The organism is Saccharothrix lopnurensis, from assembly GCF_042658445.1.
In the GTDB taxonomy this organism is placed as follows: Bacteria; Actinomycetota; Actinomycetes; order Mycobacteriales; family Pseudonocardiaceae; genus Actinosynnema; species Actinosynnema lopnurensis.
The window spans coordinates 153,219-166,366 of sequence record NZ_JBHSQO010000017.1 but is presented as its reverse complement, the minus strand read 5'-3'; the positions used below and the strand labels follow the sequence as shown (position 1 = coordinate 166,366).

Sequence of the window (13,148 nt, the reverse complement as noted above, 5' to 3'; positions counted from 1 at the left end):
CCCACCACCGCGCGCACCGTGTACGACGCATCCACCGCCGCACCACCATCCAGGAAATTGGTCGACGCGGTGACCGGACTGCCGTTGAGCTTCGCGCCACCCCGGTAGACGTTGAACCCCACGTTCTGCGGATCACCCGCCAACAACCGCCAACTCACCAGGTTCCCACTGCCCGACCGCACACTCACCACACCGCGGTCCAACCGCTCCACCTGCTTACGACCCGTCGGATCACCAGGAGCGGGACCCGGACCCGGGCTCGACGTGGTCGTGGTCGTGGTGGTGGTCGTGGTGGTCGTCGGGGCCACACCGCCCGTGCACACCGTCCCGTTGAGCGCGAACGACGCGGGCGTACCCACCTCGCCACCACTCATCGTGCCGTTGAACCCGAACGACGCCGTACCACCGGTCCCGATCACCCGGTTGTAATCCACATTGGACGCCGTCACAGCCGCACCCGAAGCCGCGAACACCGCGTTCCAACCCTGGCCGTACCGCTCCGAGCCGGGGAAGCTCCACACCAGGCTCCACCCGTCCACCGGATCACCCAGATTCGTGATCGTGACACCGGCGGAAAACCCACCCTGCCACCTGTTCTGCACCACGTAATCGACCCCACAGCCGGGAGCGGCCGACGCCACTCCTGCCACAGTGAGTCCGCCGGCCAGTGCGCTGATCGCCGCAGCGGCGACCGCCATCCGTGTGCGCGAGGTTATGAGCACCGTTGCTCCATTCGCTCTGCTCCTTCTGGGAGCGCTCCCAGAAGGAGCTGGACGTGTCCGTTCGACAGCGTGGTCGTTCGCGCCCGTCGCCTTCGACGGTGAAACGATTCACTTCCTCCCGGCAGCGATCTGGAAAGCGCTATCCAGAAGGCGGTCACCCTGGGTCGGGCTGCTTGTGCGGCCTTGGTCGTCATCGGGATTCGCTTGGCACCCAACCTGTTCGGGCACCCGGGATGTCGAGGTAGACCGTACGAACGCGGTCGACCCGGTGTCAACCGCCTGTTCGATAAAGTTTCGCTGCCCGTCTCGGCTGATCGAGTGATGTGGTTCCGTGGCACGGGTCCGCTCATCCGTCAAGCCGAGAAGCGACAGGGCTGAATGGTCCCACCGCACTGCTACCTCACTCTGGGAGCGTTACCAGACCCGTTCATCGACGTGAACCCGGCGCTCACGGCTCGGCAAGCGTTTTCCCGCCCGTCCGGGACGGCTGCTCGCGCGACACCCGGATCTTCCGCCGGGCCCGCCACAGCGCGATGGCGGTGCTCAGGGACTGCGCCGCCGAGGCCACGGGCTCGGCCCGGACCCGCACGTCGAGCGGACCGGGCGGCCAGGCGCCGGTGACGGTCAGGGTGAGCGTCACGGCGTTGCCCGGCAGCAGTTCCGGCAGCACCTCGCCGGTGGTCGAGCGCTCACCGAGGCCGAACGGCCCCGGGGGTGACCGGGTGACGGCCCTGCTGGTCACCCCCGCCGCGGCCTGCTCACGCGAGCCCGCCGCACCGCCGTCCCGGTGGGGGAGCGGCCGTGATTCCCGTGAGGGCGGACGAGGGGGTGGGGGCTCGGGACACCGGGCCCCCACCCCCTCGTTCAGCGGCCCTGGGAGGGGTAGGGGAGCAGCGCCATCTCGCGGGCGTTCTTGATGGCGGTGGCGACCTGGCGCTGTTGCTGCGGCGTCAGGCCGGTGACGCGGCGGGAGCGGATCTTGCCGCGGTCGGAGACGAACTTGCGCAGCAGGGCGGTGTCCTTCCAGTCCACTGCGGTCACGCCCTCCCTGTGCAGGAGGTTGACGCGGCGCTTGGGCGCGCGTTCGGGGCGGGGCACGGGTTTCCTCCTACCAGCTCGACTTGATGACGCCGGGCAACTCGCCCCGGTGGGCCATCTCGCGCAGCCTGATCCGGGACAGGCCGAAGGCGCGGAACACCGCCCGGGGGCGACCGTCGACGGTGTCGCGGTTGCGCAGGCGGGTGGGGCTGGCGTCGCGGGGCAGCTTCCGCAGTGCGGCCAGCGCCTCGTCGCGGCGCTCGGGGTCGATGCGGATGATCTCCTTCAGCTCCGCGCGCCGCTCGGCGTACCGGGCGACGACCTCGCGGCGCTGCCGGTCCTTGGCGATCTTGGACTTCTTGGCCATCAGCGCTCCTCCTTGAAGTCGACGTGGCGGCGCACGACGGGGTCGAACTTGCGCAGCACCAGGCGGTCGGGGTCGTTGCGGCGGTTCTTGCGGGTGACGTAGGTGTAGCCGGTGCCCGCGGTGGAGCGGAGCTTGATGATCGGCCGCACGTCGGTGCTCTTGGCCATCAGACCTTCACCCCCTGCTTGCGCAGCTCGGCCACCACGGACTCGATGCCGCGCTTGTCGACGGTCTTGATGCCCTTGGTGGACAGGGTGAGCACCACGTGCCGGTTCTCCGAGGGCAGCCAGTAGCGGCGGCGCTGGGTGTTGGGCAGCCACCGGCGCGAGGTGCGCCGGTGGGAGTGCGAGACCTGCTTGCCGAAGCCGGGCTTGCGCCCGGTGACCTGGCAGTGCCGAGACGACACGCTACCTCCAGTTTGAAACGACAATCGTTTCCGATAGGCTAGCCCACATGGAAACCGAGGTCTTGCTGGTGGCCGGTGTGGCGCGGCACGACGTGGCCGAGGCGATCTGGCGCGCCGAGCCCGGGGCGGTGCTGGTGCGGCACGACCTGCGCGACCTGGCCCGGGGCGTGGTGCGCCGCTGGGTCGACGGCGAGCTGACCGTGCTCGAACTCGCCCACGGCTGCGTGTCGTGCACCCTGCGCCTGGACCTGCTGCCGCTGCTGGAGCGCCTGGGCGGCCGGGTGGTCGTGCACCTGGACCCGGCGCTGGAGCCGGAGGCCGTCTGCTTCGCCCTGCGGGAGGTGGACGTGCGGGTCGGGGCCGTGGTCACGGTCGTGGACCGCGCGACCTGGCTGGCCGACGCCACCGGTGAGGACGCCATGGCGGACCGGGGCCTGGGCGCGGCCGAGGGCGACGAGCGGACCGTGGCGCAGGTCGTCGTGGGCCAGGCCGAGTTCGCCGACGCGCTGGTGCTGACCGGGACCGGCGACGACCCGGCCCTGGACGCGGTGCTCGACCGGCTCTCGCCCCTCGCGCCGCGCCGGCACCGGGGCGGGCTCGACGTCGCGGAGCTGCTGGCCGCCATCCCCGAGGACGCCCGCCGCGGCCGCTTCGACGACGGCTTCGGGACCCTGCTGCGCGGGCAGCCCCCGCTGGAGCCCGCCCACGGCGTGTCCGTCGTGCACTTCACCGAACGCCGCCCCTTCCACCCGATGCGCCTGCACCACGCGCTGGACGTCCTGCTCGACGGCGTCGTGCGCACGCGCGGCCGCGTCTGGCTCGCCAGCCAGCCCGACACCGCGCTGTGGCTGGAGTCCGCCGGCGGCGGACTGGACGTCGGCAACCTCGGGCCGTGGCTGGCGGCGGTGGACGACTGGTCGGGGTTCCCCGTCGAGCGCCGGGCGATCGCGTCGGCGGTGTGGGACCCCCGCTACGGCGACCGGTCGCAGGAGCTGGTGGTCATCACCGGGTCCGCGCCGGCCGAGGGGATCACCGCGGCCCTGCGCGACGCGCTGGTGACCGACGAGGAACTGGCGCTGGTCGACGAGCTGGAGTTCGTCGACCCGTTCGCCGAGTGGCACGACGAGATGGAGGAGTTGTGAAGCAGGGCATCCACCCCGACTACCACCCGGTGGTCTTCCAGGACCAGGCGACGGGCAAGGCGTTCCTGACCAGGTCCACGGCCACCTCGACCCGCACGGTCGAGTGGGAGGACGGCAACACCTACCCGCTCATCACGGTGGACGTCACGTCCGACTCGCACCCGTTCTGGACCGGCAACCAGCGCGTGGTGGACACCGCCGGGCGGGTCGAGAAGTTCAACCGCCGCTACGGCAGGAGGAACCGCTGACGTGGCCGTCCCCAAGCGCAGGACCTCGCGCGGCAACACCCGCCACCGCCGGTCGCGGTGGAAGGCGGAGGTGCCCGACCTGGTCCCGGTCACCACCCTCGACGGCCGCGTGCTCGTCGTGCCCCGGCGGCTCGTCGCCGCCTACCGGCGCGGCCTGCTGTGAGCGCGGGGCCGGCGCGCCGGTGGGTGTTCGGCGCGCCGGTCCCCGTGACCCGGGGATGTCGCGAAGTCCGCCGCCGGTCCCCGGAGAGGAGGACACGCCCCGGCCGCTTCTCCTGCGACTGTTGCCCCACGTCAGGCACCAAGTCCAGTTGGAGGAACGACCTTGTCCGTCACCACCACCACCCACCTCAACTTCCGCGGTGACGCCCGCGCGGCGCTGGAGTTCTACCGGTCCGTGTTCGGCGGAGACCTCGCCGTCGTCACGTACCGGGACGCCGGGGCCGTCCAGGAGGAGTCCGAGGCCGACCAGGTCATGTGGGGCCAGGTGCGGGCCGGGAACGGCTTCCGCGTCATGGCCTACGACGTGCCGTCGCGGACGGGCTTCGACCGGGGCGAGAACTCGTTCTTCGTCTCCCTGCGCGGCGAGGGCGTCGAGGAGGTCACCGGCTACTGGCGCGGGCTCTGCGACGGGGCGACCGTCGTGGTCCCGATCGGGCCGGCGGGCTGGGCCCCCGCCTACGGGATGCTGCGGGACCGTTTCGGCGTCGTCTGGGTCGTCGACGTCAGCGTTGGCGGGGATGGCGGCGGCGGGCACGACGGGTGATCCCCGTGCCGGGGCGCGGTTCCAGCCGGCCGCGCCCCGGTCGCGGGAGGTGGTGGGGGCCAGGTGGGCGGGCAGTTCGGTCGGGCAGCAGCCGCCCGCCCGGTCCCGCGAGCACCCGCGCCAGGTCAGGGGCGCAGCAGGTGACCGAGCAGCCTGCGGCGCTCGGCGGCGTTGTCCGGCCGCGGGTCGAAGACCGCGTCCAGCAGCGGCAGCACCTGGTCCCGCGCCTCACGTGTGCGCATGACCCGCTTCCACAGCACCAGGTTCAGGTGGTAGCGCCACCTCGGGGTGGTGGCCAGCCGGAGGACGTTGACGACGTTGCCGCGGGTCTTGGCCGGCAGCGCGTCCACGTCCTCGGGCGTGGTGAGCGGCGACTCGGGCAGCACGTCGAGGCCGTGCGCGGTCATGAAGGCGAAGTCGGTCGGCCAGGCCGCCGCCCACAGGTAGTCGACCATCCGGCACCAGCCGCGCAGGAAGGTGATCTCCAGGGCCGGCCAGGGCGCGGCGTCGAGGTCCGCGATCGCGTCCACCACCACGTCCAGGGACGTCTTGTGGGCTTTCCACAGGGCCAGGCGCGCCGGCTCCGCGTCCGCCGCACCCACCGCGTCCGCCGGTCCGCTCCCGGCCACCAGCACGAAGTAGGCCCGCCAGTCGGCCACCGCGGCGGCGAGCTCCTCCGGCACCGCTCCACCGGTCACGTACCGGAACCGGGAGCCGGCGGGCGGGTCGGCGACCGGCAGGGCCGGCACCACCCCGGCGGCTCCGGCCCCCAGCCACGGGATGACGCTGAGCGTGTAGTTGCCGTAGCCCCACGGCGAGTCCGGGTCGATCAGCCCGTCCCGTTGCGCGCCCGCGCCCAGCCGACCGGTGCGGAACTGCCACTGGTGCTGGAACACCAGGCCCCACAGCGGGTTGTGCCGGTTGTCCGCGCCGAACCGGTCCGCCGGGTTCGTGTTGCCGATCATCAGCCGGTAGGCGGCCATCCGCTGCTCGAAGCGGAACGGGTCGAACACCCCTCCCAGGTCCGCCGCCGTCGTCCAGACCCGGTAGAGGTCCAGGTCCGCCAGTTCGTCGGGGTGGGCCATGGTCGACATCCTCCGCGCGGGGTAGTGGACCGGTCCGGGTGCGTCACCGCCGTTGACGCACCCGGACCGACGTGGACGTGAACGCGGCCGCGTCCGCTCCCCGGCCACGTCCACCGTGCTACTTCAGCCTCACCGGCAGGGACTCGTGGCCGTTGGAGATGAAGGAGTGGGTCGGCTCCAGCTCGTGCGGGGCCACCGCCAGCTCCATCCCCGGGAACCGGGCGAACAGCGCCGGGAGGGCGATCTCCGCCTCCATGCGCGCCAACGGGGAACCCAGGCAGTAGTGGACGCCGTACCCGAAGGCCAGGTGGGTCTTGTCGGCCCGGGTGATGTCGAACTCGTCGGCCGTGTCGCCGTGGACCGACCTGTCCCGGCCCGCCGCCGCGTAGGACGCGAGGATCGCCTCACCCCGGCGGATGACGACCCCGTCACCGAGTTCGACGTCCTCCACGGCGTACCGCAGCGGCAGGTTCGCGATCGGCGCCTGCCAGCGCAGGGCCTCCTCGATGACGTCCGCCCAGCCGCTGGTCCCCGCGCGCACCGCGGCCAGCTGCTCCGGGTGGGTCAGCAGGGCCGTGATCGCCTGGTCCAGCAGGTTCACCGTGGTCTCGTAGCCCGCCGAGATGACCAGGATCAGGGTGTCGACGAGCTCGGCCTCCTCCAGCTTCGAGCCGTCGTCCTCGCGCACCGCGATCAGGCCGCTGGTCAGGTCGTCGCCCGGGTCCTCCCGCTTCGCCGCGACCAGCTCGTGCATGATCCCGTACAGCTGCGCGGCGTTCGCCTGGGCGGCCTCGGCGGTGATCGTGGTGTCGAAGACGCCGTCGACCACCTTGCGCAACCTCGCCCGCGCCTCGTCCCGCACGCCGAACAGCTGGCAGATCACCTCGATCGGGATCGGGTAGGCGAACCGCTCCCGCAGGTCCACCGGCTGCTCGGCCGCGTCGAGCCCGTCCAGCAGCCGGTGGGTGATCTGCTCGATCCACGGCCGCATCGCCGCCACGCGCCGCGCCGTGAACGCCTTGGCCACCAGCGAGCGCAGGCGGCGGTGGTCGTTCCCGTACGCGGTGAACATGTTCTGCACCGACACCCACAGGTGCAGCGGCCAGTCCTCGGAGATCCCCCCGCTGGTGTAGGCCGGCCAGTGCTGCCGCGGGTCCTTCGAGACCCGCGGGTCACCGAGCAGCCTGCGTAAGGTCTCCTGCCCGGTCACCGACCACGCAACAACCTTGCCAGGGAGCTCCACCAGCGTTGCCGGCCCCCGTGCGGCGATGGCTGCGGACTCGGCGTGGAGGTCGCGACCGGTGAGGTCGAGGACGATGGGGTCGGCTGGACGTTCCAACGGGTTTCTCCAGGTGACTCGTCGGGTTGGACGGGCACGACTACCGGGGTGAAACGCACGGGGAGCGCGGTGAGCGCGCGGTGGAACGGGCCGGGTCGCCAGACCAGCTGGTCGGCGGGGACGGCCAGCCGCATGTCGGGCAGGGCGTCGAGGATCTTCTCCATCGCCACCGACGCGATCAGGCGCGCCTGCTGCTGCGCCGGGCAGGAGTGCACGCCCGCGCTCCAGGCCAGGTGGGCCCGGTTGCCGGAGCGCTGCTGACCGGCCAGCACCGGGTCGTTGTTGGCGGCCGCGAAGCTGATCACCAACGGTTCGGCGGCGGGCAGCCGGACCCCGGCGAAGTCGGTGTCCTCGACCGGGTAGCTCGCGGAGTAGTTCGCCATCGGCGGGTCGGTCCACAGCACCTCGTCGAGCGCCTCCTCGACCGGCAGGCTGCCGCCGGAGAGGTCGCCGGCGAACCGGTCGTCGGCCAGCAGCAGCCGGATGCCGTTGGCGATCAGGTTCTGCTCGGGCTCGGTGCCCGCGCCCATCAGCAGCACGAGCTGGTGGATCAGCTCCTCGTCGGTCAGCCGGGCCGGGTGGGCCATCATCCACGAGGGCATGTCCTGGCCGGGCCGCTGCCGCTTGAGCGCGACCAGCTCCAGCATGCACTGCGTCAGCTCGCCGTTGGCCCTCTCCGGGTCCACCATGTCGAAGACGCTGCGCATGGCGGAGACCAGGCGGTCGCCCAGCTGCGGCGGGCAGCCGTAGAGGTGGTTGTACATCATCAGGGGCAGCAGCTGCGCGTACTCGCCGAGCAGGTCGGCCTCGCCCTTGCGGGCGAACCGGGAGATCAGCAGGTCCGCGGTCTGCTCGACCTGGGCGCGCAGCGCGTTCGGGTCCACCCGGGCGAGGCTGTCGGTGACCACGGCGCGCAGCCGCGCGTGGGCGGCGCCGTCGGAGAACAGGCAGTTCGGCCGGTACATCATCATCGGCAGCACCGGGCAGTCCGGCGGCATCTTCGCCTGCCACCGCCGCGGGTCGCGCGGGAACGCGCTGGGGTTGCGCAGGACGTCCAGCGCGGCGGCGTAGCCGACCACGAGGTTGGCGGGCACACCGGGCGCCAGCTCGACCGGGGCGACCGGTCCGTGCTCGCGCAGGGCCCGGTACGTGGCGGCCGGGTCGGCGGCGAACCCGGGCCCGTGCAGGGGCGTGCGGCCCTGGTGTGCGGGACATGCCTGCCCGGGGGCGGCTTGCGAGGTCACGCGTTCTCCTGGTTGCGGTTCAGCAGGTACTCGACGAGGGTGACGAGTGCCCGCGTGGACGAGGTCACGTCGCGGGCGTCGCAGAACACCAGCGGGGTCTCGGGCAGCAGGTCCAGCGCGTCCCGCAGTTCCGCACCGGGGAAGGCGGGCGCGCCGTCGAAGGAGTTGACCGCCACCGCGTAGGGGATGTCCAGCTCCTCCAGCAGGCTCATGACCTCGAAGGACTGCTCCAGCCGGCGGGAGTCGGTGAGCACGAGCGCGCCGAGCGCGCCGTGGGCGATGTCCTTCCAGACCTGGGTGAACCGCTGCTGGCCGGGGGCGCCGAACAGGTAGAGCACCAGTTCGTCGCTGAGCGTCAGCCGGCCGAAGTCCAGCGCCACCGTGGTGGTGCTCTTGCCGCTCACCCCGGCGAGGTCGTCGACGAGGGCCCCGGCCTGGGTCATCGTCTCCTCGGTGCGCAGCGGGCGGATCTCCGAGAGGGTGCCGACGTAGGTGGTCTTGCCGACCGCGAAGGGACCCACGACCAGCAGTTTCACCGCCGTCCGCACGGTGTCGCGCAGGTAGACGCCGTCAGAGGCAAGCGCGGAGGCCATCGAGCACGTCCTTCAGCAGCTTCATGTCGGGGCGGGCGGTGTGCGAGACCGCGGCGTGCGTGGCGATGTGGCCGCTGTCGACCAGGTCGGACAGCAGCACCTTGGTCACGCTGATCGGCAGTGAGAGGTGCGCGGCGATCTCGGCCACCGACAGCGCGCCGCCGCGGCAGAGCTCCATCAGCCGCTTCTTCTCCGGCGTCAGGCCGGAGACCTCCTCGCGGGTGGCGATCACGACGGTGACCGCGTCGAACGTGTTGCGGCTGGCGTGGGCCCGGCCGCCGGTGACCACGTACGGCCGCACCAGCCCCCGCGAGCGCCTCTCGCCGCTCACTCCGGGCTGCCTGCGTCCTGCCGCGGCGGGCTGGTGAGTTCCTTGCCCAGCCGCTGGACCAGCTCCTGGATGCGGAAGGAGACCGCCTCCATGTCCACCCGCGAGGTCGCCGACACGGCCAGGTAGGCGCCCGGTCCGGCGGCGGCCAGGAAGACGTAGCCGCCGGTGAACTCGCTGACCGTCTGCTGCCACTCGGCGCTGGTCTGCCCGCAGAACTCGGCCGTGGCGCGGGCCAGCGACTGGAGCGCGGACATCGCGGCGGCGTGCCGTTCCGCGTCGTCCCGGCCGATGCCGGCGGAGTGGGCCATCAGCAGCCCGTCGGCGGACAGCAGGACGGCGTGCCGCGTCTCCGGCATCTTCAGTGCGTCGTCGAGCATCCAGCCCAAGTCGTTCATGCCTGGGTGTTCCCTTCAGCGACTGGCGGCGGGGTGGTGGCCCGGCCCGAATCGGTCCCGCGCTTCCAGGCGGCGAGCCCGGTCGCGACCGGTCGGTCGGGCGGCGCCGAACCGGCGGGTGCCGACGGCGGCGTGCCCTGCTCGGCGGTGCGCACCCGCCGTCGTCGGGGCAGTCCGCCGGGGGTGCGGGCGGGCTCGGTGTCGGCCGCGGGCGCGACCGGGGGCTGCTGCTCCGGCGGCGGCGCGACGGCGTTGTCCGGCACGGTGGGCTTGCTGACGCGGGTGAGCAGCTCGTTCGGCAGGAACACCACCGCGCGCACGCCGCCGTAGGGCGAGCGGGTGTCCACCGAGACGCGGAAGCCGTAGCGCTGGGCCAGCACGCCGATGACCGCGAACCCGACCTGCGGCGGGTCGCCGAGCCGGTTGATGTCGCTGGCGCCGTCGCCGGCCAGCAGCCGGGCCGCGCGCCGCAGCTCCTCGACGGTCATGCCCACGCCGCCGTCGTCGACCATGACGACCATGCCGTTGTGCGCCTGCTGGAAGTTGACCTCGACGCTGGTGTTGGGCGGCGAGTGCCGGGCCCCGTTGTCGAGCAGCTCGGCCACGGCCAGCACGACCGGCTCCACCGCGCGGCTGACCACCGCCACGTCGGACTCGGCCGGGACGTTGACCCGCAGGTAGTCGCGGATGCGCGAGGTGGCGCCGCGCACCACGTCGGTCAGCGCCGAGGCCGACCGCTGCTGCCCCGGCCAGGACCCGCAGAGCACCGCGGTGGCCTGGGCCCGGCGGTTGAGCTGGGAGTTCATGTGGTCGATGCGCATCAGGCCGGCGAGCACGTCCGGGTCGTCGTGCCGGTCCTGCATGGCGGAGATCGCGACCTGCTGCTCGTTGGCCAGGCTCTGCACCGCGCGCATCATCGACTTGAGCGTGGCGCGGGCCGACTGCTCGCCCCGCGCGGTCGCCTGCCGGACGGAGTCGGCGAACAGCGCGAGCACCTGCTCGTGGCCCTCGGCCGCCTCCGGGCGCCGCGCGCCGGGCACCTCGACGGGCCGGTGGCGCAGCGACTCGGCCAGGGCGGGGAGCCGGGCGTCGACCAGGTGCCGCTCCTCCTCGGCCAGGGCCCGCAGCCGGGCCTCGGCCGCCTCGGCCCGGAGCCGGAGCGCACGGCCGGCCAGGTGCCGGCGGACCAGCAGAAACACGGCGATCAGCACGAGGGCGAGCAGGGACCAGAACGCCATCGTGAGTCTTTGGTGATCCATCAATTCCTCTGGTGCGGGCGAGCTGCCGGATACCAGTGCGTTCAGCAGGCTCTGATCTTTATCACGGGACTTCATCGGACGCCAAGTGGTTGAGGCAGTGTCCCCCCGATGGAGCAACTGCCGGGAATACCATTACCATATGTCCACTGTGGACATTCGGCTCGGTGTCGAACTCCGGGCCGGCGGCGGGACGGCCCGTGGTGGTCCTGCTTCTGTTGTCTTGCCTGGTCAGGGGCTGGTGGTGGCTTTTCGTGCCGGGGTGGCGGCAGTGGGGGGAATCCGGGAGGAGTTCGCTCGAAATTCATGGGCGGGCGGAAGTCCCGGTCGATGCCCGATCGGCTGTCCCGGTGTCGCCCGCAGTACCACCTGCCTGCGCAAACCCATGACGGCGAGGGGGTGGGAAATGGGTGGGAATGGAATTGGCGGCGCGGTGGTGGAAACCGATGGCCGCGTGGTGTGCGCCACTTCGCCGCGCGCGGGTTCGGGTTTCCGGCCCTCGGCCCCCGCCCCCGGCCCTCGGCCCGGCCCCCGCCTCCCTGCCCGACACGCTGCCCTAAGCCCCAGCCCGACCCTCAGCCCGGCCCTCGGCCGCAGCCCCTCGGTCCGCCCCCGGCCCTCGGCTACCGGCCCACCTCCCGGCCCGGCCCTCGGCCGCGGCCACCCGGCCCGGCCCCGGCCGCCCCCCCCTGCCCCCTGGCCGCCCCCCTGCCCCCTGGCCGCCCCCTGTCCCTGGCCGCCGCCCCCGGCCGTCAGCGACCCGGTGCGTCCTCGCCCGGGGAGCCGGCCGCCCCGAGCGCCGCGGCCACCCACCGTTCGCTCTCCCGCGCCTCCTCCGGGTCCGGCTGCGGCGTCCCGCCGATGGTGGCCATCAGCGACACGTAGGCGCCGAGCAGGTCGGTGAACCCGGTGATGGCCTGCTCGGCGTGCCGGTGGGGCGCGCTGGTGTGGTCGGGGGCCACCACGGACCGCCTGGGCTCGGCGAGGCCGTCCTCGTCGAGGGGCTGTCCCGCGGTCTCGGCGGTGAGCGCGGCGAGCGAGCCCAGGAGGCGTTCGGCGATCTCCCGCGCCCGCGGCGAGTCCGGGGGCAGCCCGGCCCGCTGCGCCTCCCACGCCTCCACCTCGACCAGCCGGTGCGCCTCGATGAGCCCCATCATCGCCGGGGTGGTCACCTCCATCGCCCCGGGTGAGGAGAAGGCGTCGTGGAAGAACCGGCGGACCGACCGGCGGAAGGCGTCGTCCCGCACCAGGTCGGCCAGCTCGATCCACGCCTGGAGCTGCTCGGTGGTGGGTTCCTCCGGCAGGGTGGGCCGCATCCGGTGCAGCTGCTCGGCGAAGGACGGGTGGACGGTGAGGCCGTCGGTGACCTCGTCCCAGAACCCGTCCAGGAGCCGGTCGCGGTCGTCGTCGGACAGGGAGACGAGGTCGTGCATGAGGGCCACCCGTTCGGTCGCGGTGTGCTGGTTGACGATGGTGCGCAGGACGGCCCGCCGGGCGCGCAGGTGGCGCAGCTGCCCCTCGACGAGCGCGAGGTGGGCGGTGGCCAGGTCGTGCAGGGTCGTCTCGTCGGTCAGCAGCCGGCGGACGTCGTCCAGGCCCGCGCCCAGTTCGCGCAGGGTGCGGACGAGCTCCAGCCGGGCGATGGCGCCGACGTCGTACAGCCGGTGACCGGCGTCGGTGTGACCGGTGGGCGGGACGACGCCGGCGTCGGCGTAGAACCGGACGGCGCTCACGCTCAGCCCGGTGCGGCGCGCCACGTCCCCGATCGGGTACAGCTGGTCGTCGTGCATGGCCCCCACTGTGGGGTCTCATGCGGCTTGAGGCGCAAGTCCCCGACTCGTGAGCCCTCAACCCGCGGGTTCGCCCTCCGGGCCGGGGAGGTCGGTCGGCAGCACCTCGATGATGTGCGCCGTGTCCAGCACCGACGTGGCGCCGTCGGGCAGCATCACCGGCACCCACGTGTGGGAGGTCCGCGGGTCCACCACGTGCGGCCCCACGACCACGCCGCGCACGTAGACGCTCGGGTGGAGCACGTCGGGGTTGAGGTAGGTGACGATGGCGCCGGGATCGGGGCAGGGCGTGGTGGCCATGGCGATGTCCAAGGGCTCGGAGGCGCCTCGCCGGGGTCCCGGGCATCGAGGCGGGATGCGGATCGCCGGCTGTTCGACGTCCCCGTCGGATACCCGGGTCCGGCCGTCGAAACCACCTGTTCGTGG

At 72.7% G+C, this 13,148-nt stretch carries 19 protein-coding genes; 4 read left to right on the top strand and 15 right to left on the bottom strand.

What is annotated here, in order from left to right; translation table 11 throughout:
• The 6 genes from ACFP3R_RS18860 to rpmB form a co-directional block, all read right to left on the bottom strand.
• On the bottom strand, window positions 1-698 hold a 698-nt coding region (locus ACFP3R_RS18860; protein ID WP_380637540.1), incomplete at its 3' end, for a cellulose binding domain-containing protein.
• A 472-nt stretch (window positions 699-1,170) separates the two neighbouring features.
• Window positions 1,171-1,464 (bottom strand): hypothetical protein, encoded by a 294-nt coding sequence (locus tag ACFP3R_RS18855; protein WP_380637539.1) that lies wholly within the window; start codon window positions 1,462-1,464, stop codon window positions 1,171-1,173.
• Between the two features lie 122 nt (window positions 1,465-1,586).
• Window positions 1,587-1,820, bottom strand: coding sequence for a 30S ribosomal protein S18 (gene rpsR, locus ACFP3R_RS18850; protein ID WP_380637538.1), 234 nt, complete (start codon window positions 1,818-1,820; stop codon window positions 1,587-1,589).
• A gap of 10 nt (window positions 1,821-1,830) precedes the next feature.
• Window positions 1,831-2,127, bottom strand: a complete 297-nt coding sequence (gene rpsN, locus ACFP3R_RS18845) for a 30S ribosomal protein S14 (protein ID WP_380637537.1) — start codon at window positions 2,125-2,127, stop codon at window positions 1,831-1,833.
• A complete protein-coding gene (gene rpmG / locus ACFP3R_RS18840) occupies window positions 2,127-2,294 on the bottom strand; it encodes a 50S ribosomal protein L33 (protein WP_033439124.1) in 168 nt (55 codons plus the stop codon). Before rpmG ends, rpsN begins: the two co-directional genes overlap by 1 nt.
• Window positions 2,294-2,533: a 50S ribosomal protein L28 gene (rpmB, locus tag ACFP3R_RS18835; RefSeq protein ID WP_380637536.1), complete on the bottom strand. Its 240-nt coding sequence runs from the start codon at window positions 2,531-2,533 to the stop codon at window positions 2,294-2,296. Before rpmB ends, rpmG begins: the two co-directional genes overlap by 1 nt.
• A gap of 47 nt (window positions 2,534-2,580) precedes the next feature.
• On the opposite strand from rpmB, the gene mrf reads away from it, so the two are divergent.
• The 4 genes from mrf (at window position 2,581) to ACFP3R_RS18815 (ending at window position 4,689) form a co-directional block, all read left to right on the top strand.
• Window positions 2,581-3,675, top strand: a complete 1,095-nt coding sequence (mrf, locus tag ACFP3R_RS18830; RefSeq protein ID WP_380637535.1) for a ribosome hibernation factor-recruiting GTPase MRF — start codon at window positions 2,581-2,583, stop codon at window positions 3,673-3,675.
• A complete protein-coding gene (locus ACFP3R_RS18825) occupies window positions 3,672-3,923 on the top strand; it encodes a type B 50S ribosomal protein L31 (RefSeq protein WP_380637534.1) in 252 nt (83 codons plus the stop codon). Before mrf ends, ACFP3R_RS18825 begins: the two co-directional genes overlap by 4 nt.
• Window position 3,924: 1 nt before the next feature.
• Window positions 3,925-4,086 (top strand): 50S ribosomal protein L32, encoded by a 162-nt coding sequence (gene rpmF / locus ACFP3R_RS18820; RefSeq protein ID WP_380637533.1) that lies wholly within the window; start codon window positions 3,925-3,927, stop codon window positions 4,084-4,086.
• A gap of 162 nt (window positions 4,087-4,248) precedes the next feature.
• Window positions 4,249-4,689 (top strand): VOC family protein, encoded by a 441-nt coding sequence (locus ACFP3R_RS18815; RefSeq protein WP_380637532.1) that lies wholly within the window; start codon window positions 4,249-4,251, stop codon window positions 4,687-4,689.
• Window positions 4,690-4,814: 125 nt separating this feature from the next.
• On the opposite strand, the gene ACFP3R_RS18810 is transcribed toward ACFP3R_RS18815, so the two are convergent.
• The 9 genes from ACFP3R_RS18810 to ACFP3R_RS18770 form a co-directional block, all read right to left on the bottom strand.
• Window positions 4,815-5,774, bottom strand: coding sequence for a Leg1-related protein (locus ACFP3R_RS18810; protein ID WP_380637531.1), 960 nt, complete (start codon window positions 5,772-5,774; stop codon window positions 4,815-4,817).
• Between the two features lie 118 nt (window positions 5,775-5,892).
• On the bottom strand, window positions 5,893-7,044 hold the full coding sequence (locus tag ACFP3R_RS18805) for a cytochrome P450 family protein (protein ID WP_380637544.1): 1,152 nt from the start codon (window positions 7,042-7,044) through the stop codon (window positions 5,893-5,895).
• Complete coding sequence (locus ACFP3R_RS18800; RefSeq protein WP_380637530.1) at window positions 6,981-8,357, bottom strand: cytochrome P450; 1,377 nt, start codon at window positions 8,355-8,357, stop codon at window positions 6,981-6,983. Before ACFP3R_RS18800 ends, ACFP3R_RS18805 begins: the two co-directional genes overlap by 64 nt.
• Complete coding sequence (locus ACFP3R_RS18795; protein WP_380637529.1) at window positions 8,354-8,950, bottom strand: GTP-binding protein; 597 nt, start codon at window positions 8,948-8,950, stop codon at window positions 8,354-8,356. Before ACFP3R_RS18795 ends, ACFP3R_RS18800 begins: the two co-directional genes overlap by 4 nt.
• Window positions 8,928-9,281, bottom strand: a complete 354-nt coding sequence (locus ACFP3R_RS18790; RefSeq protein ID WP_380637528.1) for a DUF742 domain-containing protein — start codon at window positions 9,279-9,281, stop codon at window positions 8,928-8,930. Before ACFP3R_RS18790 ends, ACFP3R_RS18795 begins: the two co-directional genes overlap by 23 nt.
• A complete protein-coding gene (locus ACFP3R_RS18785) occupies window positions 9,278-9,676 on the bottom strand; it encodes a roadblock/LC7 domain-containing protein (protein WP_380637527.1) in 399 nt (132 codons plus the stop codon). The genes ACFP3R_RS18790 and ACFP3R_RS18785 overlap by 4 nt, the downstream gene beginning before the upstream one ends.
• Window positions 9,673-10,935 carry an ATP-binding protein gene (locus ACFP3R_RS18780; RefSeq protein WP_380637526.1) on the bottom strand — a complete coding sequence of 421 codons (1,263 nt, stop codon included), beginning with the start codon at window positions 10,933-10,935 and terminating at the stop codon, window positions 9,673-9,675. Before ACFP3R_RS18780 ends, ACFP3R_RS18785 begins: the two co-directional genes overlap by 4 nt.
• Before the next feature lie 749 nt (window positions 10,936-11,684).
• Window positions 11,685-12,722, bottom strand: a complete 1,038-nt coding sequence (locus ACFP3R_RS18775; protein WP_380637525.1) for a MerR family transcriptional regulator — start codon at window positions 12,720-12,722, stop codon at window positions 11,685-11,687.
• Window positions 12,723-12,779: 57 nt separating this feature from the next.
• Window positions 12,780-13,022 (bottom strand): hypothetical protein, encoded by a 243-nt coding sequence (locus ACFP3R_RS18770; RefSeq protein WP_380637524.1) that lies wholly within the window; start codon window positions 13,020-13,022, stop codon window positions 12,780-12,782.
• Window positions 13,023-13,148: the final 126 nt, after the last annotated feature.